Origin of the sequence: Phycisphaera sp. (assembly GCA_025916675.1) — a bacterium.
GTDB lineage: Bacteria > Planctomycetota > Phycisphaerae > Phycisphaerales > UBA1924 > JAHCJI01.
Window position 1 is genome coordinate 2822807 of record CP098402.1, and the last position, 24005, is coordinate 2846811.

23 protein-coding genes and 1 pseudogene are annotated in these 24005 nt (G+C 68.0%); 8 read left to right on the forward strand and 16 right to left on the reverse strand.

Annotation, left to right across the window (positions count from 1 at the left end; all coding sequences use genetic code 11):
• Window positions 1–20: 20 nt before the first annotated feature.
• Genes NCW75_11955 through NCW75_11965 form a run of 3 tightly spaced genes read right to left on the reverse strand, consistent with a single transcriptional unit; the run spans window position 21 to window position 2499 of the window.
• Window positions 21–704 (reverse strand): HAD-IA family hydrolase, encoded by a 684-nt coding sequence (locus NCW75_11955; GenBank protein ID UYV14194.1) that lies wholly within the window; start codon window positions 702–704, stop codon window positions 21–23.
• 5 nt (window positions 705–709) lie between these two features.
• Complete coding sequence (gene truD / locus NCW75_11960) at window positions 710–2002, reverse strand: tRNA pseudouridine(13) synthase TruD (GenBank protein ID UYV12007.1); 1293 nt, start codon at window positions 2000–2002, stop codon at window positions 710–712.
• On the reverse strand, window positions 2002–2499 hold the full coding sequence (locus NCW75_11965; GenBank protein ID UYV12008.1) for a bifunctional nuclease family protein: 498 nt from the start codon (window positions 2497–2499) through the stop codon (window positions 2002–2004). Before NCW75_11965 ends, truD begins: the two co-directional genes overlap by 1 nt.
• Before the next feature lie 104 nt (window positions 2500–2603).
• Here NCW75_11965 and NCW75_11970 point away from each other — a divergent pair, with 104 nt between their 5' ends.
• From NCW75_11970 to NCW75_11980, 3 genes are all read left to right on the forward strand, one after another.
• Window positions 2604–3092, forward strand: a complete 489-nt coding sequence (locus NCW75_11970; protein UYV12009.1) for a biopolymer transporter ExbD — start codon at window positions 2604–2606, stop codon at window positions 3090–3092.
• Between the two features lie 359 nt (window positions 3093–3451).
• The gene (locus NCW75_11975; GenBank protein UYV12010.1) at window positions 3452–3967 is read left to right on the forward strand and encodes a hypothetical protein; all 516 of its coding nucleotides are present in this window, start codon (window positions 3452–3454) and stop codon (window positions 3965–3967) included.
• On the forward strand, window positions 3967–4266 hold the full coding sequence (locus NCW75_11980) for a hypothetical protein (protein ID UYV12011.1): 300 nt from the start codon (window positions 3967–3969) through the stop codon (window positions 4264–4266). The genes NCW75_11975 and NCW75_11980 overlap by 1 nt, the downstream gene beginning before the upstream one ends.
• A 153-nt stretch (window positions 4267–4419) precedes the next feature.
• Here NCW75_11980 and infC read toward each other — a convergent pair whose 3' ends face one another.
• Together infC and NCW75_11990 are read right to left on the reverse strand one after the other, a co-directional pair.
• A complete protein-coding gene (gene infC / locus NCW75_11985) occupies window positions 4420–5154 on the reverse strand; it encodes a translation initiation factor IF-3 (GenBank protein UYV12012.1) in 735 nt (244 codons plus the stop codon).
• 411 nt (window positions 5155–5565) lie between these two features.
• Entirely contained in the window at window positions 5566–7008 is a 1443-nt protein-coding gene (locus tag NCW75_11990; GenBank protein UYV12013.1) for a serine/threonine protein kinase, read from the reverse strand.
• A gap of 387 nt (window positions 7009–7395) precedes the next feature.
• Here NCW75_11990 and NCW75_11995 point away from each other — a divergent pair, with 387 nt between their 5' ends.
• Window positions 7396–9327 carry a universal stress protein gene (locus NCW75_11995; protein UYV12014.1) on the forward strand — a complete coding sequence of 644 codons (1932 nt, stop codon included), beginning with the start codon at window positions 7396–7398 and terminating at the stop codon, window positions 9325–9327.
• On the opposite strand, the gene NCW75_12000 is transcribed toward NCW75_11995, so the two are convergent.
• Window positions 9324–10139: a hypothetical protein gene (locus tag NCW75_12000; GenBank protein UYV12015.1), complete on the reverse strand. Its 816-nt coding sequence runs from the start codon at window positions 10137–10139 to the stop codon at window positions 9324–9326. The two genes, NCW75_11995 and NCW75_12000, sit on opposite strands and share 4 nt — an antisense overlap.
• Before the next feature lie 45 nt (window positions 10140–10184).
• Here NCW75_12000 and NCW75_12005 point away from each other — a divergent pair, with 45 nt between their 5' ends.
• The 4 genes from NCW75_12005 (at window position 10185) to NCW75_12020 (ending at window position 12850) form a co-directional block, all read left to right on the forward strand.
• A complete protein-coding gene (locus NCW75_12005; protein UYV12016.1) occupies window positions 10185–10790 on the forward strand; it encodes a Maf family protein in 606 nt (201 codons plus the stop codon).
• A complete protein-coding gene (locus tag NCW75_12010) occupies window positions 10787–11173 on the forward strand; it encodes a hypothetical protein (GenBank protein UYV12017.1) in 387 nt (128 codons plus the stop codon). Before NCW75_12005 ends, NCW75_12010 begins: the two co-directional genes overlap by 4 nt.
• Window positions 11163–12233, forward strand: a complete 1071-nt coding sequence (lpxK, locus tag NCW75_12015) for a tetraacyldisaccharide 4'-kinase (protein ID UYV12018.1) — start codon at window positions 11163–11165, stop codon at window positions 12231–12233. The genes NCW75_12010 and lpxK overlap by 11 nt, the downstream gene beginning before the upstream one ends.
• Before the next feature lie 119 nt (window positions 12234–12352).
• Window positions 12353–12850 carry a hypothetical protein gene (locus tag NCW75_12020; protein UYV12019.1) on the forward strand — a complete coding sequence of 166 codons (498 nt, stop codon included), beginning with the start codon at window positions 12353–12355 and terminating at the stop codon, window positions 12848–12850.
• A 95-nt stretch (window positions 12851–12945) separates the two neighbouring features.
• On the opposite strand, the gene NCW75_12025 is transcribed toward NCW75_12020, so the two are convergent.
• From NCW75_12025 to NCW75_12070, 10 genes and pseudogenes are all read right to left on the reverse strand, one after another.
• Window positions 12946–13599 (reverse strand): OmpA family protein, encoded by a 654-nt coding sequence (locus NCW75_12025; protein UYV12020.1) that lies wholly within the window; start codon window positions 13597–13599, stop codon window positions 12946–12948.
• Between the two features lie 163 nt (window positions 13600–13762).
• A complete protein-coding gene (locus NCW75_12030) occupies window positions 13763–14158 on the reverse strand; it encodes an A24 family peptidase (GenBank protein UYV14195.1) in 396 nt (131 codons plus the stop codon).
• Window positions 14159–15028: 870 nt separating this feature from the next.
• Window positions 15029–15202 (reverse strand): annotated as a pseudogene (locus tag NCW75_12035) (prepilin peptidase).
• 147 nt (window positions 15203–15349) lie between these two features.
• On the reverse strand, window positions 15350–15595 hold the full coding sequence (gene xseB / locus NCW75_12040) for an exodeoxyribonuclease VII small subunit (protein ID UYV12021.1): 246 nt from the start codon (window positions 15593–15595) through the stop codon (window positions 15350–15352).
• Between the two features lie 5 nt (window positions 15596–15600).
• Entirely contained in the window at window positions 15601–17106 is a 1506-nt protein-coding gene (xseA, locus tag NCW75_12045) for an exodeoxyribonuclease VII large subunit (GenBank protein UYV12022.1), read from the reverse strand.
• A 115-nt stretch (window positions 17107–17221) separates the two neighbouring features.
• Window positions 17222–17830: a hypothetical protein gene (locus NCW75_12050; GenBank protein UYV12023.1), complete on the reverse strand. Its 609-nt coding sequence runs from the start codon at window positions 17828–17830 to the stop codon at window positions 17222–17224.
• A 157-nt stretch (window positions 17831–17987) separates the two neighbouring features.
• The gene (locus NCW75_12055) at window positions 17988–19079 is read right to left on the reverse strand and encodes a glycosyltransferase (protein ID UYV12024.1); all 1092 of its coding nucleotides are present in this window, start codon (window positions 19077–19079) and stop codon (window positions 17988–17990) included.
• A gap of 29 nt (window positions 19080–19108) precedes the next feature.
• Window positions 19109–20251 carry an ABC transporter ATP-binding protein gene (locus NCW75_12060; GenBank protein ID UYV12025.1) on the reverse strand — a complete coding sequence of 381 codons (1143 nt, stop codon included), beginning with the start codon at window positions 20249–20251 and terminating at the stop codon, window positions 19109–19111.
• A 58-nt stretch (window positions 20252–20309) separates the two neighbouring features.
• Window positions 20310–22457, reverse strand: a complete 2148-nt coding sequence (locus tag NCW75_12065; GenBank protein ID UYV12026.1) for an ABC transporter permease — start codon at window positions 22455–22457, stop codon at window positions 20310–20312.
• On the reverse strand, window positions 22457–23995 hold the full coding sequence (locus tag NCW75_12070) for an ABC transporter permease (GenBank protein ID UYV12027.1): 1539 nt from the start codon (window positions 23993–23995) through the stop codon (window positions 22457–22459). The genes NCW75_12065 and NCW75_12070 overlap by 1 nt, the downstream gene beginning before the upstream one ends.
• Between the last annotated feature and the right edge of the window lie 10 nt (window positions 23996–24005).

A 24005-nucleotide genomic window follows, 5' to 3' on the forward strand; every position in this document is an offset into this window, starting at 1 on the left:
GACCACACATAACGAGCGACTCATCCGAGCCCCAAGCGCAAGCGCGGGGTTCCTTTTTTGTACTTTTTCAACACATCCCCGAGCGCCCCACGCACCTGCGCCACCGTGTCACTCGCCGGATCAACCCGCACCGCCTGCCACCCCAGCGACCGCGCCGCACGCACGTTCGTTTCCAGGTCATCGAAGAACACGATCTGCTCGCCGGTCGCGCCCACCGCCGCCTCGAGCGCCCGATAGAACCCAGTGTCGGGCTTGGCCAGCCGATGCTCGTGGCTGGCGAGCTGGTGTTCGAGCATGCCCGCCGCTGTGAATTGCTCACGCCGCGTCCAGTGCCTCACATTGGTGTTGCTCAGCAGAGCGCTGGTGACGCGCGCGTGCCCCGCCAATTCCTCGGCCAATGCCACCGCCCCGTCGTACTCATGCAACAACCAGGCATCGTGCAACCGCTCGATGTCCAAGGCGCTGTACCCCGGCGACAATTCCGCCACCGCCGGGTAGTACGCCTCGCACGACAGATTCCCAAGCTGGTACGCCTCGGCCAGTGCTCGCCGCCGCGCTCGGATCTCGGCGCTCACGGGCACCTCGGGCAACGGCAACCCCGCCGCCACGCACGCCTCTTCCCACCCGTTGCAGATCCGCAGCAGCACGCCACCCCAATCGAGGCACACCACGCGCACCGCCTCGGGCTTCTCGATGCCCGGCATTCCGCTCACGTCGCCGGCACCCGGTCGGGCTTCATCACCTCGGCCATCGCCTCGGTGGCGTAGCTGCCCTTGGGCAACTCGAACCCGCACCGCACGTAGGTGCCGTGCGCATCGGCCCCGCCCTCGACCTGCGGATACCGCAGCGGCACGCGCAGCGGCCGGCGGTCGCCGTCCATAGCGCCGCGGTTCTTCTTGGCGAAGCGTTCGAGGTCTTCGAGCGTGATGCCGAAACGCTCGAGCACGGCCTTCTCGGCCTCGGCCGTTTCGCCCCTCGCCCATCGCATCGACGGCCCCCACATCGGCCCGGTCGGGCTCACCTCGATCTTGGCCAGCCGCTCGGCCATCTCAGGAGACCCAGCCTCCTCGGCGCTCACCACGAAGGTCGTGCGTGTCGAGCCGTGTACCACCGCCACGTCACCTTCCATCAGCGTGTCGAGCGTGCCGGCCCGCATGCGCTCGTGCAGCACGGCATTGAACATCGCGCTTTGGAGTGCGCTCACCATAAAGCCGGTCTCGGTGCGCCCGAGCCTCTGGATGGCCCGCTTCGGGCTCTGCCCCTGCACCAGCGCGTCGAGCACGCGCCGCTCGCCCTGGGCCGACAGCGGCGTCGCATGCAGCGCCTCGGCAAAATCGCCCTCGGCGTACGCGACCCGCGCATCGTCGATGTGGGCATGGGGCGTCGGGCCCAGCAGCAGGTCACAGGCTTCTTGGGCCTCTCCCCGCACCAACGCCCGCCCGATCAGGTGGTTCGTGCCCCACTGCCCGAAACGCTGCTCGCCAACCCGGTTGGCCATGCCCTTAGCTTCCAGGATGCCCAGCACGCGGTGCGCCTGCAGCACCCCCTGAGGGTTCACCTGCCGCACGCGGATGGAAAACCCGTTGCCCGCCAGGTGCCCGCGCCGCATCTTGCGATCGTGCAGGTCGGCCCACAGGATGCTCACGCGCTCGTCCTGCAAGCTCGGGAAGTCCTCGGGCGTCTTGCCCGGCACGTGCACGGTCACGTGCTGCCGCGTGATGGCCAGCTTGTCCTTGAGCCCCGCGTACCCGATGTCGCCGTCGCGCACGCCGAAGTGCCGAGCGAGCAGGCCGACCATGTACGACGACGACAGCCCCCGCTTCTCGACGAACAGCATCAGGTGCTCGCCCTGGCCACTGGGTTGGTAGAGCGGCAACTCGTCTACGAGAAAATCGTCCTCGCGCTGCTTGAGCACACCGCCGATGCCCGGCACGCCCTCGCTGCGGTACGCTCGCTCGGGGATGGAATTGGTGGTCGCTACTGGCGGCGGTTCGGGCGGCATCAGAAGGGCGGCCCCTCTCCCTCGTCATAGCCCTCGTCCTCGTCGTCGTCGTCCTCGAACTGGCTCTCCAGCGGGTTGTCGCTGGTCGCTTGTGCCAGCACATGCTCGGCCACGTAGATCGGCACGCTCAGCCCGATCCCGAGCGCGATCGCGTCGCTGGGCCGGGCGTCGACCTCGACGACCTCGCCGTCGCCATCGCGGATGCTCAGCACCGCGTAGAACGTCGACTCGGCCAGATCCGTGATCGCGACCGACTCGAGCGAGGCGCTCAGCCCGTCCATGATGTTGGCCAGCAGGTCGTGCGTCTGCGGCCGCTTCACGGGCACGCCACTCAACCGCCGCTCGATGGCCTGGGCCTCGGGCAGCCCGATGACGATGGGGAAGGTCCGCAGGTCTTCCTCGGGCGTGCCGTTGTCGGCCACCTCCCGCAGCTCGATAACCTGGTAATCGGTCAACTCGCGGATCAGGATGCGCGACAATTCCATCCGTACCGTCATCGCCGCCCCCTTTCTCTGGTGCCTATGAGCCGAACCGGCACAGGATCGAAGGCCCACCGCACCCGGCCGTCAACGCGCCGGCGGCTTCCCTCTACCATCCGCCCGTGCTGAAGGTCAGGCGTACCAGCCCCGAGCCCCGCGTCGAGATGGCCCCGCTCATCGACGTGGTGTTCCTGCTGCTGACCTTCTTCGTGTTCTCCCTCGTGCTGCTCACCCGCGTGAGCGTGATGGACCTGGACCTGCCCACCCTGGGCTCGGGCGGCCAAGGCGAGGCCCCACAGGCCATCATCGTGGCCGTCGATAGCCAGGGCATGGTCTTCGTCGATGGCCAGCCCGTGGGCGAGGCAGCCGTCGCCGGCCAGCCCCTGGCGGAAACCACGCGTGTGGCCCTGCTGGCGGCCATTGACCGGGCCATCGAGCCGCAAGACCCGGGCTCAACGCCAACGATCCGCCTGGAAGTGGACGAGAAGGGCGTTTCGGGGGCCCTGCTGCGGGTTCTGGACGCCCTGCGCACCCAGGGGTACGAAGCGGTCGAGCTGGTCGGGAAGCCTGCCGAGGCCGCCCCCGCAGCCGTCCCGTCCACCGACCCCTAAGCCCCGCACGCTCGTAGCATCCACCGCCATGGCCGGCACCACCCCAACTGGAATCAGCACCGTTGCCCGCTGGGCCGTCGCCGTGCCCGCGAGCGTGGTTGTCCACCTGCTGGTGGCTCTGGCGCTGCTGCGGGGCGGGGCCGATCCGGCCCGGATCGCCGACGCCGCCGAGCGGGCCACCCCGCTGGAAATCCCCATCAAGCTGGGCATCGAAAAGAGCGAGGCCGTCACGCCCAACTGGCTTGGCTTCGAGACGCCCGAGCCCCACGTGGCCTCGCCCGCGACGGTGAACCAGAGCGAGTTGACCCGGGCCCGGGGCGACCAGCGCGACAACCCAGACACTGGCCGACGCCAGGATGATGCTCGAGGCGTTCCGCGCCGAACTAGTCCGCGCCCAGGCCGAGGCGGAGAAGCGGGCCGAGCCCGAGCCCGCACCCGCCGCCCAGACGCCGCCCCAGCCGGCCTCCGAGCCATCCCAGGAACCCAAGCCCGCCGAGGACGACGAACAGGACGGCAGCCCGGGCCAGAAGGACACCCGCGCCGCCGACGCCGTGAGCTTGCCCACCGACGTCCGCCGGACCGACCTGGGCAAGGTCGTCGCGGGCGAGGGCCTGAAGATCAACACCACCCGACTGCACCTGACCGACCTGCAACGCGCGATGGGGCGCCCGCCCAGCCCGCTCGTCGAGATGTTCTTCGACCACACCGGCCGTGTCTCGCGGGCCCGCATCCCCGACGGCCGGGGCTCGGGCCGCTCGGACATCGACCAGGCCCTGATCAACGCGATCTATGAATGGACGGCCCAGGGCGAGAAGATCGACGCCCTCGAAGAGGGCGACCCGCCGCTGCTCGTGCGTATGAGGATCATGTTCTGATGAACTGGCTGCTGCTCGTGTTCGGTCTCTCGCTCGCCCAGGACGGCCCCGTCCCACCGGAGCGCGTCGATCCGCAGTCGATCCCGGTGCCAGCGGCCACCGAGCCCGTGCCGCCAACCGAGGGCTCTCCCGCCCAGGAACAACCCCAGCGACAATCGCCCCGGATCGACCCACAAGAAGCGCGCCGGGACATCGCGGCCCCCCGCGCTCGGCCGGCCGCGTCGATCTTTACCGACGAGGAGTACCGGCACGCCCGGGTGCGGTCGCTGCTGGTAAGAGCGATGGAAGGCCGCGCCTGAAGGCCGATCTTTCCATACCCAAAGCCGTGCCCCAAGCACGAGTTTGCATCTCTCCGACCGCACACAAAAAAAGCCCCGCGCAAGCGCTTGGGGCTGGGAAAGACCGTGTTGAAGAGCAGCCGGTGGTATGAGCGCGGCCGTTTCGGCCCGCGATCACTCGCCTAAAAGGGCGCTGATCTCGTCCTCGACGGGGTTGGACACCTTGCGGGTGGGCTTGGCCTTCTTGTCGTCCTCGCTCTCGCTGGTCGTCTCCACGTCGTCGTCGTCATCGACACCCGTGTCGGCGGCGTCGAGCTTGGCGATCTGGGCGTCAAGCTCGGCGTCGGACTTCGCCTCGGCGGCCTCGTCCTTGGCCTTCTGCCGCTTGGCGGCCTCGACCTTGTTCTTGTCGGGCGCAAGCACGATGCTGGCCTGACGCATGACCCAGCGCGGGGCCATCTCGACCTTGGCGATGTCGGCGAGCTGGTCGACGATCTCGGCCAGGCGCTCGATGCCCAGTTCCTTGTGGACCATCTCGCGGCCGCGGAAGCGCTGGGTGATCTGCACCTTGTGGCCCTGCATCAGGAATCGCCGCGCCTGGTTCACGCGGATCTGCACGTCGTGGGGGTCGATCTTCACCGACCGACCGAGGCGCACTTCCTTGATTTCCTGCTGGCCCGTGGTCTTGTTGTCCTTGCGCTTGGACTGCTCGTACTTGTACTTGCCGTAGTCCATGATCTTGCAGACCGGTGGCCGCGTGTCGGGCACGATCTCGACAAGGTCGAGCCCGGCCTCCTGGGCCATCTGCATCGCTTCGCGCGTGTCGACCACGCCAACCTGCTCGCCCTCGGCCCCGATCAACCGGATGGGGCTGATGCGGATCATGTGGTTGACCCGGGTGCGTTGCACGGGGCCGGCGTCGCGGTAAAACCTTCGTCCTCGGATGGGTGTTCTCCTTCGGGGGTGCCAGCGTCAGGCCGGCCGATTGGTCACGCCGGTACACACCGGCAACATCATCTGGATTCTGCCGCCCCCACCACAGCGGTGAGAGGCAACCAAACGCTCACGACGGGGCGTCAACCCCACCACGGCTTTCGTGCGACCGGGCCAACCAGCCGGGACAAAGCCCAAACCAGACATCGGTTGATGGTGATGGCCGCTCAACTCGGGCGGCTCATGCTTCTTGCCACGCCGTAGAGAATAACAGATCTCCAGCCGCCGAGCAAGCCAATTTGTCGGGGGTACTCCCCACAAATTGCAAACCACCGAGCGAGATCGGGTGTTCCAAGATGCGTACAAATGCCCAATCTGCCGGCAAAATCACGCGAGTTGGATCAGATTGAAGACAAAGCTGATGGCCAGCAGCACGCCCACGGCGATCAGCAGCGGTGTGCGAAAATCGCCGCCCTGGGAGATCGGTGCCTCGGGCTGCATCTCTGCCGGGGCGGCCACGCTGGCCGTCTCGAGGTGGCTCAATGAGGCAAGATCGGCCTCGTCCAGCCCCCGGTGGGCCAGCGGCGGGGCCTTGCCGGCCGTGACAGCATCCAGGTCGTTCAGCAGGTCCTTCACCGAGCGATACCGCTGCTCGCGACGCTTGGCCAGCATCATCTCGATGACCTCGCTGATGCCGCCGCTCAGCTTCGGATTGGCCTGATCGGGCGGCACCGCGTCGGCCTTCAGGTGCTTGTGCATCACGCTGGTGGGGTTCTTGCCGTCGAAGGGCACGCCCCCGGTGACCATGTGGTAGAGCGTTACGCCCAGCGAGTAGATGTCGGCCTCGGGCCCGACGTTGGTCTCGCCACGGATCTGCTCGGGGCTGATGTAGAAAGGCGTGCCGAAGGCCTTACCCGCCTCGGCCTCGGCGGCTTCCTTGTCGCTGACGGCGCGGGCCAGGCCCATGTCGGCCAGCTTCACCACGCCCTCGTTGGTGATCATGATGTTCTTGGGCTTCACGTCTCGGTGGATGATGCCTCGCTCGTGCGCGTGCCCGAGCGCTGCGGCCACCTGGCGGACGAGTTCGATCGCCTCGGCCTCTCCATACCGCTTATGCTTGACGATGTCGTCGTACACGGTGCGACCGTTGACGTACTCCATCACGAAGTAGTGGTACTCGCCGGCCTTGCCCACGTCGTACGCCTGCACGATGTGCGGGTGGTTCAGCTGCGCCGCCGCACGGCCCTCGGCGTAGAAACGCTCGATGAATTGCGGGTTCTGGCTGAACTTGCGGGGCAGCACCTTGATGGCCACCAGCCGGTCGAGGTTGAGCTGGCGGCCCTTGTACACCGTGGCCATCGCGCCGGCGCCGAGCTTGCCCAGCAACCGATAGCCGGGGATCTTCTGCCCGCTGCGCTCGGCGTCGAGGATGGCCTTCAGCCGTGCGATCTGCCGCTTGGTGACGAAATCCTGGTCGACCAGCTCGATCGCCAGCGAGCGCTGGCCGGCTTCTTCACCGGCAGCCACCCCGGCCTCGCGCATGCGGTCCTTGCAGAGATCGACTTCTTCGCGCGTCGCGAGCCCATAGTCGACGACCAGACGCCCCAGCGCGGTATCGACGTTCGACCCGCCCTTGGCCACCTCGGCCATCGCCGCGTCGGGGTCTGCGGGCGTCGATACGTTGCTCAGTGGCGTGATGCCCGAGCGGTCCATCGCCTGCATCGCGGCAGTCCGGCTGCCCGACAGCGCACCGGTCCCCGACATCGCGCCCGTGCCCGAAGCCGAGGCTTCGGAGGGGTTTCTCGCGGGTGTCGGGCTTGGTTCGGACATCGTCTAGGGCTGCCTCAATCAGGACGGTTCTTTGGGACACGCGGGTACGGCCCGCTCGGCCTCGCGGTCGCCCCCGAAACGGGAGGGGAACATAGCGACCCAACCGCCCACGGACAAATCACACGAAAGGCCGTGGGGCTGGCCCGCACGGCCTTCCGCAAGCGTTATCGACGCCCGGCACCCACCGGCCCAGCCGGCTTGGCGACGCGGACGCAGATCGGATCCCACCGGGCATCCGATTCGCACCATTTCACCAAAAGTTCGCGCCCGGTTCGGCATTTCCCCTCGCCGGCCACCCCGAATCCAGGCCGATAAGGCCGCTACTGTTGCGACCCCGTCGGTAGGGCCCGATGCCCACCGACCCCGGGGGCTTGGTAAGGGCCACCCATGGTCATTGGTACATCCCGCCCTCGAGACCTCGGGGCCATCCATGCCGGCCCGTTGCTCTACGGGGACTGGGGCACCAGCCGCCTCTACGTGCTGGGCCTGGCATTCCTCTATACGGGCCACGCCAGCGTGGTCTACCTCGCCGCCATCGGCGTGCTCATGCTGGCCGTCAGTTGGATCTACACCCACATCTGCCGCTGCTATCCCGATGGTGGCGGTGTTTATTCGGCCGCCCGCGACGTCAAACCCGTGCTGAGCGTCATCGGCGCCACGCTGCTCATGAGCGGGTACATCATGACGGCGGCCATCAGCGTCATCGAGGCCTTCCACTACTTCGGCGTGCCCAGATACCTCACCCTGCCGCTCGCCGTTGGCACGCTGGTGTTCATCGGCGCGATCAACTGGCTGGGCTCGAAACGCTCGGGCCAGTTCGCGCTCGTCGTCGCGATGCTTGCCATGCTGGTCTCGGCGATCCTCGCCGTCCTGGCAATCCCGCTGTTCGTCGACGGGCTGAAGACCATCAGCTTCGAGTACTTCACCCAGGTCGGCCCGTTCGACGCCTGGGTCAGCTTCGCCAAGATCTGCCTCGCGCTGGCAGGCCTCGAGGCCGTCGCCAACATGACGGGCATCATGAAGAAGCCCATCGGCAAGACGGCCCGCCGCACCATCTGGCCGGTGAGCCTCGAGGTCGTGGTGCTCAACATGCTCTTCGGCATCGCCCTGGCGGGCATGAGCACCACGCTGCACACGCACGCGCCCGATGAGATCACCTACGGCGACAAGCTCTCGATGACGCACAACCAAGTGGTGCAGGCGGTCGAAGCTGGTGAGTTCACGCAGGAAGAGGCCGACCAGCTCGAGGCTGTCATCGAGTATCGCGACACGGCCATGAAGCGCATCGCCATCGAGAGCGGCCAGCGCATCACGGGGAATGACACCGCCGCCTTCATCCTGGGAAAGATCGCGGGTGTCACTTTCGGCCTGCTGCTGCTGAGCGCTGCGAATACTGCCGTGATGGCCATGGTCAGCGTGATGTTCGCCATGGCCCAGGACCGCGAGCTCCCCCGCGCGCTGACCAAACTCAACTACCCCGGCGTGCCCTGGGTCGGGCTCATCGTGGCCGTGCTCATCCCCACGGGCGTCATCCTGGTCGAGCAGGACGTGCAGGTGCTGGCCAAGCTCTACGTGCTGGGCGTGTGCGGGGCCATCAGCACCAACGTGCTGTGCGGAGCGGTCAATCGCAAGCTCGACATCCCCCGCGTCGTGCGCGTCTTCATGTGGGTTTTCGGCGGCATCCTGCTGGCCGTCACCATCACCATCGCCGTCACCCAGCCCGAGAGCCTGGCCTTCAGCGGCGGGCTGGTGGCCATCGTGCTCACGATGCGCGCCCTCGTGCAAGCCAAGCGCAGCCGCGACCCCAAGCCGCTCGAAACGCCCATCGCCGGATGGCTGGCCGAAGTCCGCCGCGACCCCATCGCGCTGGACTCCAGCAAGCCGCGCATCATGCTGGCGGCCCGCGGCCGGTACCAGTCCGAGTTCGCCGTCGACCTGGCCCGCAGCCGCGGCGCGGTGCTGTTCGTGATCTTCGTGCGCACGTTCCGCGTGGCCGACATGGGCCCCCAGCGCCGGCCCAACATCGACGACGACCACGAGGCCCAGGAAGCCCTGGGCACCACCATCCTGCTCGCCCGCGAGCACGGCGTGCCCTGCGTCCCAATCTACGTCACCAGCAACGACGTGGTGCACGAGATCCTCGACCACACCGTCACCTACGGCTGCGACACCCTCATCATGGGCGAGAGCCGCCGCCCCCTGCTGGCCCGCAAGATCGAGGGCGACGTAACGACCCGCATCGCCCACGACCTGCCAAGCCAGATCGCGCTGATCACGCGGTCGGCGAATACGCGGCATGCGGTGAGACCCAAGGGCTAGCCCCCAGCGCTGTCCATTAAACGCCCATCCTTCCAGGCCGGAAACTCCGTGCGCCATTTGCGGAACGCCGGCACGTCGAGTTCCACCGTCAGCACGGCCTCCTCATCGCCAAGCTCGCCGATGACCTCGCCCTTGGCGTCCACGGCGATGGTGCCGCCGGCGTAGGCCAGGTAGGGGTCGTTGCCGCGGCGGTTGACGGCCAGCATGAAGGCCTGGTTCTCGATGGCGCGGGCGATGGCCAGCGTCCGCCAGTGGCTCTGGCGGGCGGCGGGGAAGTTGGCGATGCAGGTGAACGCCTCGGCGCCCTTCTGGAGGCCCAGCCGGTAGAGCTCGGGGAAGCGGACGTCGTAGCAGATGGTCGGGCACACCGTCAACGACTCGCCGCCGGTCTCCCAGCGGAAGGTCTCAACATGCCGCCCGCCGACGAACTTCTCGCCCTCGCGGCCATAGGTGAAGGGATGGATCTTGGTGTAATCGCACAGCAGTTGGGGCTCGCCGCCGCCAACGCCGGGGGCAAAGACCGTGGCGTGGTTGGTCGCCTTACCGCAGCCGCCGTTGGCACAGCCTCCAACCGTCCGGCCGCCCATCACCACGGCCCCGAGATCGTCGGCCAGCCTTGCCAGCCAAGCCTGGGTGGTGCCGTCGTCGGCGGTGGTGTCGGTATTAAGGGAAAACCCGCTATCGAACATCTCGGGCAGCAGCACCAGGTCGCCCTGGCGCACGTCCGCACCATCCAGCAGCCGCCCAACATTGGCGAAGTTGGCCTCGCGGTCCTCCCATACGATGTCCAGTTGGACCAGGTGAGCTCGCATGGAGGCAGGATAGCGGCTGACCCGCAGGCGTCGGCTTGGCCCCCGGTGCGCCTCCTTCTGGCCAGCGGAAGCCCTCGGCGGCGGGAGATCCTGACCGAGCTGGGCGCCGACTTCACCGTTGTGCCCTCGAACGTCGACGACGGCCAGCTCACCCCGCCCCATGGCGCGACCGCCCTCACCTGGACCGTCGCGATGGCGTACCTCAAGGCCTTCGCCGCCATCGAGGTGCTGCCCGAGGGCGCGACCGGCGTGGTCATGGGTGCCGACACCGCGTGCGAGCTCGACGGCCGCATCATCGGAAAGCCAGCGACCGACGCGCACGCTCGGTCCACGCTCAGGTCGATGGTCGGCCAGACGCAACGCGTCGTGACCGGGGTCGCACTCATCGACCCGCACCATCCACACGCCAACCGCCTGCTGCTGGCCGACGTGGCGCTCGTGACGTTCGGCAACGTCTCCGAAGACGCCATCGACCGCTACCTCATTACCGGCGGCTGGCGGGGCAAGGCCGGCGGGTACAACCTGACCGAGCGTTTGGCCGACGGCTGGCCCATTACCGTTCAAGGGGACCCCGACACCGTCGTCGGCCTGCCGACGCAGCGCCTGCCAGGCTGGCTCGCCCTCACCACCGCTTGGGGGGCGCGCCCATGAACGGCCTGGTGCCCATCTGGGTCTCGGCGCCTCTGGCGATGATCACGCTGGTCACGGTCGCCGCCCACCTGCTGGCCATGCGCGGGGCCGACATGCCCGAAAGCCGGCGGCGCATCCGCACGGCCAACGGCTGGCTCATCCTGATCACCGCGCCGGTGCTCGTCGTCGCGTTCTCGGTGGTCTCGCCGCAGAATACCCGCCAGTTCGCGCTCATCTGGGCGGTCGCCATGGTGCTGGTGGGCTTCGTGATCCTGATGGCGTTCATCGATATCGCCAACAACCTCCGCATCGCGCGCCTCCAGCGACGGCGTCTGAGCCGGTCGATGGGCACCCGGCTCCGCCAGCAGTTGCTGGCCGAGCGAAAGGATCACGATGCCCGGTGAGCGCGGGCCGATGCCCGCCGCCCTGCGCCCCCTTGCGCCGCTGGCCGAGCGCGTCTACGCGCGCATCGTGCGCGATCGCAACGCCAGCTTCGACGCGGGCAAGCGGGCCAAGCCGTTCTCCTTCAGCGGCTTGAGCGTGACGCTCGATCGCCCGGTCATCTGCGTGGGCAACCTGAGCGTGGGCGGCACGGGCAAGACCCCGGCCGTGCAGATGGTGTGCAACTGGCTCATCGAAGCCGGCCACCATCCCACGATCGCGCTTCGCGGCTATGCCTCAAACAACGGCCTGAGCGACGAGGCCGAACTCCACCGCACGGCGTTGCCCGACGTGCCGCTGGCCGTTGGGCCGAACCGCGTGCAGCAGCTCTTGCAGTTGTTCGCCACGCCCGAGGGCGAGAACGTTGATGTGGTTGTGCTCGACGACGGCTTCCAGCACCGGCGCTTGGTGCGCCAGCTCGACATCGTCCTGATCGACGCGACGCAGGACGCCTTCGCCCAGCGACTGCTCCCCGCCGGCTGGCTGCGCGAACCGGTGTCCAGCCTCGCGCGCGCCCAGGCGGTGGTGCTCACCCATGCAGACCGCGCCACGCCCTCCGACCTCTCGCGGATCGAGGCCGAGCTTCGGCGCCAGTTCCCCCATCTGGTCGTTGCCCACGCCGAGCACGCGTGGAGCGAATTGCTCGTCATGGATCGCGTCGAGCCGTTGGATTGGCTCAGAGGCCGCCGCTACGCGCTGGCCTGCGCTATCGGCAAGCCGCAGGCGTTCATCGACCAGGCCGCCGCCGCGTTCGGCCCGCCCGCTCACACGATCGAGCTGCGCGATCACGACCCCTACGCGCCCGCCACCATCGAGCGCCTCCGTCGCGCCGCCGATGGCATGGACGCGTTGCTCGTCACCGAGAAGGACTGGACCAAGCTCGCGCGTATCGAGCCCGATGCCTGGTCGTGTCCGATTGTGCGTCCAAGGCTCCAAATGCGCCTGAGCACCGGAGTGTCGCAGATGCGAACTCTGGTCTTGTCGGCCGCTACATGGCAAGATGACGCATCGGCAGCAGGCTAAGCACGCTTTCATGCCCGGTTCATCGTAGTTACAAAATCACGCTGTATTCTCCTTGATATGTCCCATTGCCATTGGCGTGCTTCCGCACCGCCCGATGGGTGCAACAAAGGAGAATTGCCATGAGTACCGTCATCACCGGCCTGTTCAACACGCCCGCCGAAGCCGCCGCCGCCGTCCAGACGCTCGAAGTCCGGGGCATCCCCGAGAACGAAATCAGCATCATGGCCGGGGAGAACTTCAAAAAGGAAGCCTTCGCGGTTAACTCCCACTCGAAGTTGCCCGAGGGCGTGGCCATCGGTGCTGGCGCCGGTGGTGCGGTCGTCGCGCTCGCGGCCGGCCTGACCGCCGTGGGTGCGGTCGCCACAGGTGGTGCCGGCTTGCTCGTCGCCGGGCCGCTGGTTGCTGCTCTCGCCGGCGCGGGGGCGGGTGCTGCTACCGGCAGCGTCATTGGCGGCGCGATTGGTGCCGCCATCCCCGAGCACGAAGTCAAGTTCTACGAGGATGCCGTCGAGAAGGGCTCCGTGCTCGTTGGTGTCCAGTGCGAAGATTCCGACCACAAGGACATCGCCAAGCAGGCCTTTAAGGACTGCGACGCCGAGAAGATCTCGAACGCCTGATCATTCGATACCCGTCGAGAACAACACCAGCCCCTCCGGCGATGACGCCGGAGGGGCTGGTTTCTTGTTTCGATGCGCGAGTATCGACTCGAAACCTACTCGAGAATGATGATCTCGACGCGGCGGCTCTCGCGCTTGCTGCTCTTGGCCTTGGCCGGGCCATACGCGGCCGAGTGGACGACATCGTTGCTGATGCCCTTGGACACAAGGTAGCTCTCGACGGCCATAGCGCGCTCGGCGCTCAGCCGCTCGTTGGTCTTCCAGTCGCTCTTCTTGATGGGGTCGTTGTCGGTGTACCCGGCAACGCGGATCTCGGCACCGGGATACCGCTGCTTGATGACCCGAACTACGCCGTCGAGCACGCCGCGAGCGGCGGGCTTGACCGTCACCGAGCCCGAGTCGAACAGCACCTCGCCGGCGATGTCGACCACGACCTCGCCCGCCCGGCGGCTGACGCCCGCGCCCAGGCCCTCGAAGCCGGTGTCGCCCAGCGGCTCGGGCTGCGCCGCGAGCTGGCCGGCGAGCTGCCGGTTCTGCTCGTCGAGCGCCCGGTAGCGGGCCTCGGCGTCGTCGAGGGCGATCTGGAGGTTTTCGTTCAGACGCCGCAGTTCCTGGTTCTCCATCACCAGCGGGTCGTCGGGACGCGGCCCGTTGCTCGCGCAGCCGATGGTGGTCAGGCCCACGCCAAGCAGCACGGCAACGAGCAGGACACGAGTAATCGAATTGGGAAGCGAAACGCACATGGGCATGCCTTGGATCCTCCAACGCCGATGCGAATGAACAGAAGCGACCAGCGGCGAGCCCTCCGTGGGCACCACCGGCGATACCCACCTTATCGGCGTGCGGGCCCAAAAGTCTGAGATTGCGGCCAAAAACCGGTTAACGCCAGCAAACAACAAGCGATTCGTGGGACTACGGCAGATTCACAACCTGCCCAGTCAACCGGCTGAGCCACAGCTCGATCGCCGGCTTGGCCAGCAACACCAGCACCGTCGCGATTGCCAGCGAGGGGCCGTAGGGCATGGCCCGGCCCACCCCGCGGCTGAGCGAGATGCTGTAGAGGGTCAGCAAGATACCAACGAAGGCGGCCCCGAAGAAGGCCAGCACCGAATCGACCCAGCCCAGGCACGCGCCCACGGCGGCCATCAGGTGGACGTCGCCCAGGCCCATGGCCTCCTTGCCGAAGCCCAGGCTGCCGAACAGCCGGACCGCCCACACCACCCCGCCGCCGACCAGGTAGCCCAGCAGCGAGCCGCCCAGGGCGTCGAGCCACAGCGGGCAGGGGCCTGAGAAGGTGCTGGTGAGCATGAACCCGCCCCAGGCCAGCACCGCCGGGCCGGCCAGGAAGGCCATCTCCTTGACCATCTCACGCCGGGCGTGGGGGTAGGCGATCCAGACCTCGGCGTCGCTTGGGTCTTGCTTGTCGCTGGTGGACTTTGGGGCCGGAAGGAACATCCGCAGCGGGATGCCGGCCACGATTGGCCCCGCCGCCATACCGATGATCACACCGATGCCCGACGCGTAGCCCAGCAGGTGCGCGATGAACCCGCCCGCGATCGCGCACACCAGAACGGTGATCGCGATAACCGCCGGCCCGCGGAGCCATCCCTTCTTGGGCCGCCACTGGCCTGTCTCCGAGTCGTCGATCTCCTCGCCCTCGATGGGCGGCAGCCCCTTGGCCTTGCGGTGTTCCTCTTCCCACTGCAACGCGTCGGCGAAGCTGCGACCGATGACCTTGAACTTCAGCATCAGCAGCGACAGGCCCACGCCGGCCACACCGCCGATGCCAATGCCCACGCTCGCCCAGCCGTACGTAGGGATGGGCCAATTCCAGGACATGTCGCGGCTGGGCATGGGGTACTCCAACCCCTTCACGCTCAGGAACACACCGTACCCGGTGTGGATGAGCACGCCGGCGAGGGTGGCGAACCACGGCAGCACCAGCGGGATCATGGTGGTCTTCAGGTCGGTCAGCATCATCGCGAAGAGCGAGCCGAGCAAGAACAAGACGATCGCGAACATGGGGGCCGAATGCCGGGGCACGCCGTTGTGGCGGTCGACCTCGGCCCAGTCGTGCCGCATCGTGCTCAGGTCGAGCCCCAGCACCTCGAAGCTCGCGCTCGTGCCCGAGTATGCGGGGATCAGGTACCAGGCGATGAAGAACACCGCGAACAGGCTGGCCACGAGCAACTCAACCAACGGATACTCGGGTGAGATCGGCGCCTTGCAATACCGGCACTTGCCGCGCACGAACAGCCACCCGAAGATCGGGATGTTGTCCTTCCAGCGGAGCCTCGTCGAGCAGGCCGGGCAGCGCGAGGGCGGGGTGACCACGCCGATGCCCCGCGGCAGGCGGTAGGCCAGCACGTTGATGAGCGACCCCACGCACGCCCCGAAGGCGAACACGAACAGCAGGGTGGCCACCCTGGGCAAGATGATCACGAAGTCATGCACGATTCTGGGGCTCCCGGGGGCTATCGGCGATATCGGGCCACCGGGTCAATCGGTCTTCGGCGTCTTCGCCTCGGCCTCGAGCTTGCCGGTGACGTCCTCGATGCGCTGCTCGGCGTCCTTCAGCAGTCCCCGACAGCGCGCCAGTAGCCGCACGCCCTTCTCGTACTCGCCGATGGATCGCTCCAGCCCGCTCTGGCCGGTCTCGATGCGCTCGATGATGGCCTCGACCTCGGTTAGCGCCTCCTCGAAGGTGGGCTCGGCTTGTTCTTGCTTGGGCTTCTTCTCGGCCATGATCGTCAACCTTTCGAGCCGGGCGTCGACTCGCCGAACAGGTCCATCTGCGGCGCGGGGTCGTCCTTGGGGGCCGGTTTGGGCGGCGTAGATTTCTTCTTGGGTGCCTGCCCGGCGACGGTCGAGCGTACCCGCCCGTCGGCCAGCGTGGTGTGCAACTCGTCGCCCGGCGACACCGCCGAGGCCGAACGCACGAGCCGGCCGTCGGCCAGGGTGGTATAGGAATACCCCCGAGCCAGTACGCCCTGCGGCCCCACCGCCCTCAGTTGACGCTCGTTCGACTCGATCCGTCGCGACTCGGATTCCATGCGTTGGTCCATCGCGCGGGCGAGTCTCTCGGCGGCGTGGTCGAGCCGTTGCGCGCGGCGGGCCAACTCAGCGGCTGGCTTGTGGGCCTCGAGCCGGGCGCTCAACCGTTCGAGCCGCAGCGTGGCGTGGTGCAGCTTCGCGCGAGCGCGGTCGGCCAGGCGGTCGGCGGCGCGATCCAGCCGTCCGCGCGCATCGGCGGTGATCGTCATTGGGTTGGCGATGGGCCGGCGGCGCGACAACGCCTCGATCGCGCGTGCGCCGTCGGCCGTCCGCCTCAGGAGCGCGCCGCGCAACCGGGTGCCGGCGATGTCGACCTGTTCGAGCAGGGTGTCGCTGTCGGGCGTCAATCGCATGGCCGCCTGGGTTGGCGTGGCGGCCCGCACGTCGGCCACCAGCTCGGCGATGGTCGTATCGGTTTCGTGCCCGATGGCGGCCACGACCGGTACGGGGCACTTGAGGATCGCCTCGGCCAGCGCCCGGTCGTTGAAGGCCCACAAGTCCTCGGCCGATCCGCCGCCGCGGGTGATGATGACCGCGTCGATGCCCAGGGCCCTGTGCTGGCGGGAGAGTGCCCCCAGCTTGGCGCGCAACTCGGCGGCGGCCGCCTCGCCCTGCACGCGGGCGTCGACCAAGGCAACCTCGACCGCCGGGCATCGCCGGCGAATCGTGTCGAGCACGTCCTGCAACGCCGCCGAACTGCGGCTGGTCAGCACCGCCACGCGTCGTGGGAACGTGGGCAAGGGCCGCTTGCGGACGTCATCGAACCAGCCCAGCCCCCGCAATTCCTCGCAGAGCTGGCGGAAGGCCAGGTCGAGCGCGCCCGCCCCCACCGGCTGGGCGTTGGTGCCGATGAGCGAGAGCTTGCCCGCCTTGGCGTAGAACTCCAGCGAGCCGGTGACGACCACCTCGAGCCCGTCGCGCAGGACCACGCGATGCTTGCGCACGACGTTGGCGAACAGCACGCAGGCGACGACCGCCTCGCCGTCCTTGAGATCGAAGTAGAGGTGGGTGCGATCGCGCAAGCCGCTGACCTCGCCCACCACACGCAGGGGGCTGGCCACGCCGCGGCGGATGGCACCGTCGACCAGCGCCGCCAGTTCGCGCACACGCATGGGCGCCTCGACGGTATTGGCCGGCTTTGACGCCTCGGGCTCGCGCGGCTTGGCGGCCATCTTGCTTGGATCGAACAGCGGACGCGACATCGGGGGATTATCGCACCCAAACAAAGAGGGGGCCCCGCCACATAGCAGGACCCCCCAGGCAAAGAAGGAGAACGTTTCTCGGCTCTCTACGCGACCGGGTGCGGTGCGGATTCGGTCAGTTGGCCGACGCGACGGTGGTCTCGGCCACTTCTTCGGTCTCTTCAGCCGGCGCGGCCGCGGCGCGGACGGTGGCCCGGTGGGCATTCATCCGCTCCAAGGCGGCGACCAGATTGGAACGGTCGGCCTGCGGGGCCTGCACGCGGAAGCCGCCGCCACCGCTGGCACCCTCGGGCATCGTGATCGTGGCGCGCGGCGTGATGGCGGTCTGCTCGCTGCCGACCCTTTCACCGGCGTGCGAGGTCACGGCGGCGTTCTCACGCAGCCACGCGATGCGGGCCTCTTCGAGCCGGTCGGCCACGTACCGCTGGGCGCGGACGAAGCCGTTGGTCACGTTCTGGTAGTTGCGGATGGTGCCGTCCACGCGGATCTCGAAGCGGGCCGGGTCGTTCTGCCGCTCGTTCGGGTCGATCACGAACCGCTGGAAGGGATCCAGGCGGTCGAGCGTGGGCACCTCGACAACGATGCTGGTGACGGTCTCGGACTCTGTGGCCGCCGTGATCGCCTCGACCGTGCGGACGTCGCTCACGGGGTGGAGCCCCTGGGCCAGGGCCGAGGGGGCCGCCGCGCCGAGGGCCATCGATGCGATAGCAATCGTGTTCTTCATATCTTCGGACTCCTCCGTCTTCGCCACCCTCCGGGCGGCAAGGTCGATCTCCCTGCACTGGTCTATTCAACTGCATAAACCAGCCTGTTGCAAGCCTTTATGCGCATTCGGCAGAATTTCTCTCAAGTACCCGCCCGGGCGATCGTCAGGGCCGGAATTATCCGGACTTGCCCGCCAGCATCCCCTCATACAGGGTCTGGACGGCGGCCACGTGGGCGTTGCCCGCATGAAAACGCTCGACGGCGGCGAACCCCGCAGACCGGCGTTCGTCGGCCAGGCGTTTGTCCTCGAACACGCGGCGGAGTTCCTCGGCCCAGCGCTCCGGGTCGCCCGGGTCGAGTTGGGTGACCCCATAGTCGGTCCCCAGTTCGTCGATGACCGGATCGGTCACGGCGATCACGAGGATGCCGTTGGCGTGGGCGTCGAGCACGAGGCTGCGGTGCTCGCGCAGGGCGTCGGGCAGCAGCAGGGCGTCGACCCGCAGCACTGGGTCGCGGTGGGCCTCGACGCTGGCAACGAAGCTGACGTGCTCGGCCAGCGCCAGCCGCTCGACCACCGAGCGCAGGTGGGCGTCGTGGGCCGCGTCGGCGTCGGCGAAGATGAGCGGCGGCTCGTCGCCGTCGAGACGAACGCGGGACAGGGCCTCGAGCGCGTGCGTCCAGTTCGCGCGGTCATGGCCGGTGCCTGCGAGCAAGACCGCCGGACGATCGCCACCGGCCATGGGCTTGTCGGCCGGCCGGGCGTCTTCGGTGTGGACGCCCCACCGCACCAGGCGCAGGTGGCGGCTGTCGAGCTTGCGGAGGCAGCGCCGCTCGAGGGCGGCCCCGGGCACGCTGGCGATCACCTTGTCGTCGACGCTGTCGAGGTGGGCCCCGCCCAGGGCGTCGGCCAGGTGGGCGTTGAAGACCTCGAGCACGAGCCCGGCGCCCAGCATGCCCGCGACCTCGAAGCCCAGCGGCCAGGCCTGGTCGCCGAACACATGGACGAGCGCGATGCCCTCGCTGGGCCCGGCTTCGAGTGCGCTGCGGGCCAGATCCCTCGCGCGACGCGAGAGCGGCGGCAATGGACCGTGCGGCACGTAGCCGATGGCCTGCGAGAACACGCGGCCGTCGAGCAGTTCGGGCAGCGAATCGGGCACGGCGTGCAGCACGCGGAAGCCATCGGCCACCAGCCCCACCTCGAGCCTGGCGAGCAAGTCGCGCTCGCGCGAGGCGAAGTCTTCGTCGGCCAGGATCATGATGGCGGGCATGGAGCCTCGCTTGTGCGGTGACGGTGGCGCTAGACGGCCGCGGGTTCCCCGCGCTTCGCGCGGTAGTTCAGGTCGGGTGGGCGGCTCTCATGGTCGCTCACGGCCTTGGTGCGCCACACACCCACCCAGTGGCCGGTATCGACCTCTTGCAGGTAGTAGTCGCCCGCGGGCTCGTCCTTGGCGGCCAGGTCGGCCGGCGGCTTGTGCCAGGGCCACCAGGGGCGGACGCCCTCGTCGGCGCCGGGCAGCTTCTTGAACTGCGCCTCGTCCTCAACGACTTCCTTGATCGTCACGAGCCGGTCGAGGCGGTGGCCAATCTTGGGGATGCTGGCCAGCAAGCCGCGCGTGTAGGGGTGCATGGGCTTGTCGAACACGCTGAAGACGGTGCCGTACTCGACCACACGGCCGGCGTACATGACGCATACCACGTCGGCGTTCTCGGCGACCACGCCCAGATCGTGTGTGATGAGCATGACGGCCATGTCCATCTCGTCCTTGAGCGAGCCGAGCAGTTCGAGGATCTGGGCCTGGATGGTCACGTCGAGCGCGGTGGTGGGCTCGTCGGCCAGCAGCAGACGCGGGCGGCAGGCGAGCGCCATGGCGATCATCACGCGCTGGCGCATGCCCCCCGAGAACTGGTGGGGGTACGCCTTGATGCGCTTCTCGACCTCGGGGATGCCCACCGAACGCATGGCCTCGAGGGCGATGTCGCGCGCCTTGCTCGCGCTCACGCTCTGGTGCAGCAGGATGGCCTCCATGATCTGGTCGCCCACGGTGTAGACCGGGTTGAGGCTCGTCATGGGCTCCTGGAAGATCATGGCGATGTCGTTGCCGCGGATGTCGCGCATCTCCTTCTCGCTTAGCCGCAAGAGATCGATGGTGTTGCCGTCGTCGGTGCGGAAGAGGATCTGCCCGCGGTCGAAACGGCCTGGCGGGCGGGGCACGAGCTGCATCGAGCTCATCGCCGTCACGCTCTTGCCGCAGCCGCTCTCGCCCACGACGGCCAGCGTCTGACGCGGGTAGATGGTCATGCGGACGCCGTCGACGGCCTGGATGCGCGGGCCGGTACCGTTGTCGAAGGAGACGGCCAGGTCTCGCACCTGCGCCAGCGGCTGGGCGTTGGGATCAACGTCGCCGTCTTTGGTGCGCTTCGTTGTGGTCGCTTCGGTCAAATCGGGACTCCCTCGGTCGTGGGCGCTGCGGGCGGGGGGTGCTCGGGCGGGGTGCGCGTCACACCCGGGCCTTCTTCAGCTTGGGATCGATGGCGTCGCGCAGGGCCTCGCCGATGAGGTTGTAGCTCAGCACGGTCAGGAAGATGGCAAAGCCCGGGAAGATCGCCAGCCACCACATGAACTTGCCCACCTCGTTGGTCGCGTCGCTGAGCAAACCGCCCCAGCTGGCCTGGCCCGGCTTGCCCAGCCCCAGGTAGCTCAGCACGGCCTCGGCCAGGATGGCCGCCGCGATGGCGAACGACGCGTCGACCAGCACCGGCGTGACGCCGTTGGGCAGCATGTGCTTGAACAGCACGCTCCGCAGCGGCAGGCCCACGGCCCGGGCCGACTGCACGAAGTCTTGCCCCCGGAGCTTATAGAACTCGGCGCGGATGTACCTGGCGCTGCCCGTCCACGTCACACAACCGATGATGGCCATCATGACGTACGTATTGCGCGGCAGGACGGCCGCGGCGACGATCAGCAGGAACAGCAACGGGATGGCCATGAAGATCTCGACCACGCGGTAGAGCAGCATGTCGACCCAGCCGCCGAAGTAGCCCATGAGCGCTCCGACGGTCACGCCGATGACCACGGCGATGGTCGTGCTCACCAGGCCGATGGAGATCGACAGGCGGCTGGCGTGCAGGAGCTGGCTGAGCATGTCCCGGCCCTTGGAGTCGGTGCCCAGCGAATACGCGGGGCCGGGGCGGGCTTCGAGCACCGCCGCGGCGTCGGCCACGGTCATCGTGGGATCGGCGTCGGCGGCCGCCTGCACGGCGGCGAAGGCTTCGGCCGGCTTGGAGGGCAGCGAGTCGGACGCGAACCCCAGCTGCGCCTCGATCGCGGCGAGCACCTCGGCGTCGAGGGGCATCTGGGCAACGGGCATGCCGGTGTCGCGCGCTCGTTCGTTCAGCGCGACCTCCTCGAGCCCCTTGAAGACCTGGGAGTACACGTTGCTGGCCGGCTTGAGCATGTCGACGGCCGTGCCGCTCTGGTTGGGCGACCACGGGACGACGGTGAAGATCGCGCTGGTCTCACCCTGGGCCACGTTGGCAACGTAGCGGAAGTCGGGCAGCGGCGTCGACCAGCGTGCGGCGATGATGCCGAACATCACCAGCGTGACCAGCAGCGAGACGCCCGCCCGATTGGTGAGCCTGGTCAGCGGGTGGAGCGGGACGAAGATCAGCCCCACGATCGCCGCGATGCCCAGAGCCGCGATGACCTCGAAGTAGGGCTGCTGCTCGAAGCCGCGCAGCCATCCGGCATCACGCTTGGCGGCCTGGCCGCTGACGATCGTGTGCAGCAGCATCGCCAGCCCGGCCTGGAGCGACACGGTCAGCAGGACCTTGGCCCGATCGCCGCGCCCGCCGGCCATGCCCGCCCACTTGGGCACCAGCAACGCCAACGCGACAACGGCGCCCAGGAGCAGGGTGAGGTCGACCACGGTCAGGTACTCGAGCATGGGCGAGAGCACCGGCGTGTCGGCGTCGACCCGAGCCGCAACGCCGAGCAGCGAGCCCAGGCCAAACAGCACGATCACCGGCACGGTGGCGATGCGAACCCGGCGGGACAACTCGAACGTTCCAGCGGCCCACACCAGGCCGGCGGCGATGGCCAGGTCGATGATGATCTGGAATGTGCGGCTGGAGCCGACGCCATCTTCGGGGGGGCCGAGCAGGAAGCCTGCCAGGCCGCTGGTCTCGTTCCCGGTCGAGGCGCTAAGGAACTGGGCGATCACGAAGAGCCCGAACACGATCGCCACGATCGCGCCGGTCCCGAGCTTCAACGCCGGATGCAGGCGTTGCGGTGCCATGATCCACGCGACCGACCAGAGCAGCATGAAGATCACCAGCCGCGCGCCGTCGAACGTGCCGACGGCCTCGTCGAGCCCGCCCAGCAGCTTGCCCAATGGGTTCACGCCGCCCTGCTCGACGAGCAGGATGGGATGGCCGTTGGCCACCAGCGGCGCGAAGACGGCAAAGAACGCGATGATGCTGACCCAGATGATGCCAAGCACCGCCCCCGGACGCTTGAACACGCTGCGCCAGGCCTCGAGCCAGAAGCCCTCGGCCGGGCGATGGCCGATGCCCTGCATGAGTTGCACGCCCGTCACGGCGGTGAGCTGATCGGCGGTCTGCGGGTTGTTGTCGGTGTCTTGGCTCATCAGTCGTATGAGATCCGTGGGTCGGCCATGGCGTACAGGATGTCGGCCAGCAGCAAGGCGAGCATGTTGACCAGGCCCACGATGAGCGCGTTGGCCAGCAGCAGTTCGCGGTCACGCAGCGTGATGGCCTCGATGATCAGGTGGCCCATGCCCTGCACGCTGAAGATGCTCTCGATCACGACCGACCCGCCCAGCATGGCCGGGAAGATCGACACGAACATGGTGATGACCGGCAGCAGGCTGTTGCGGAACACGTGGCGGAAGACCACGTCCTTGCGCGACACGCCCTTGGCCTTGGCCGTGCGGACGTAGTCGGCGTTGAAGTTCTCGAGCATCGCGGCGCGGGTCTGCTTGCTCAATACGGCGAAGCCCGTGTACACCAGGCACGCCACGGGCAAGACCAGGTGCCAGAGCGTGTCGAGGATGAACCCGCGCTGCCAGCGGCCGTCCACCGTCTGCGGCAGCATCGACATCGACTCGGCCTCGGACGAGTGCAGCCCGGTGACGGGGAACGCACCCAGGTAGTCCTTGCTGGCCAGGAAGCCGACCGCCAGCACGCCGGCCCACACGATGGGGATCGACCAGAGCGCGACGTAGAACGCGCCGAGCCCCACGTCGATGAGCGAGCCCTGCCGGCTGGCGGCCAGCACACCCGAGGGGATGGCCACGAAGTAGATGATCGGGACCGCGATCAGGTTCAGCAGTAGCGTGACCGGTAGCGCCTCGGCGATGAGCTGCGACACCGGGCGCGACTTGGCGAAGCTCATGCCCAGATCGGGAGCGGCCAGCGACACCGCCCCCGGGATGATCGGCACACCGGCCTGGCGGAACATCTTGGCGTCGAACATCGCCTGCGACCTGGTGGTGGCGTCCAGCAGCCGCTGGTAGTCGCGCATCATCTCGGCGGCGCGGGTCTGAGCGGTGGCCCACAGAAGATCGTCGGCGTTCTCGAACGCGTCCTTGCCGATTGAGCGAGCGGGGCCGGGCTTGATCTCTCCTCGATCCTTCACCGCGTCTTCTCGCTCCAGCACCTTCGCGATGTCGCCGATGGCGATCTCGAATCTCGTGCGAGCGCCAAGGTACGCGGCGCGGACCTGGGCGTAGTCGGCGCTCGCCTGCCGGTACATCTGGGTCTGGAGTTCCACCTCGCCCGGCACGACCAGGGCGGCCGCCGGCTCGGCGGTTGGCAATTCGTCGCCGAACCACTCCCAGAGGGGGGGCTCGGTCACGGTTCGTGGCGGGCTGAACCTTTCGCCGCTGGGCGTGAACTGCTCGCGCGCGCCGAACTTGACGGGGCTCACCCGGCCCAGCCACTTGACGTACTGCACGACGTACGGCGCGTCGAGACCGTAGCGGTCTTCGAGGTAGGCGCGCTGCTGGGCGACACTGCCCGAATCCATCTGCCCGCCACCGGCGCCGCTCTGCAGGGCCGCGCCGACACCACCGGGGCTCATGGCCACCAGCATGAAGATCAGCAGCGTCATGCCGATCAGCGTCGGAATCATGAGCAGCAGGCGTCGGATGATGTACGTAGTCATGGGCGGTGGC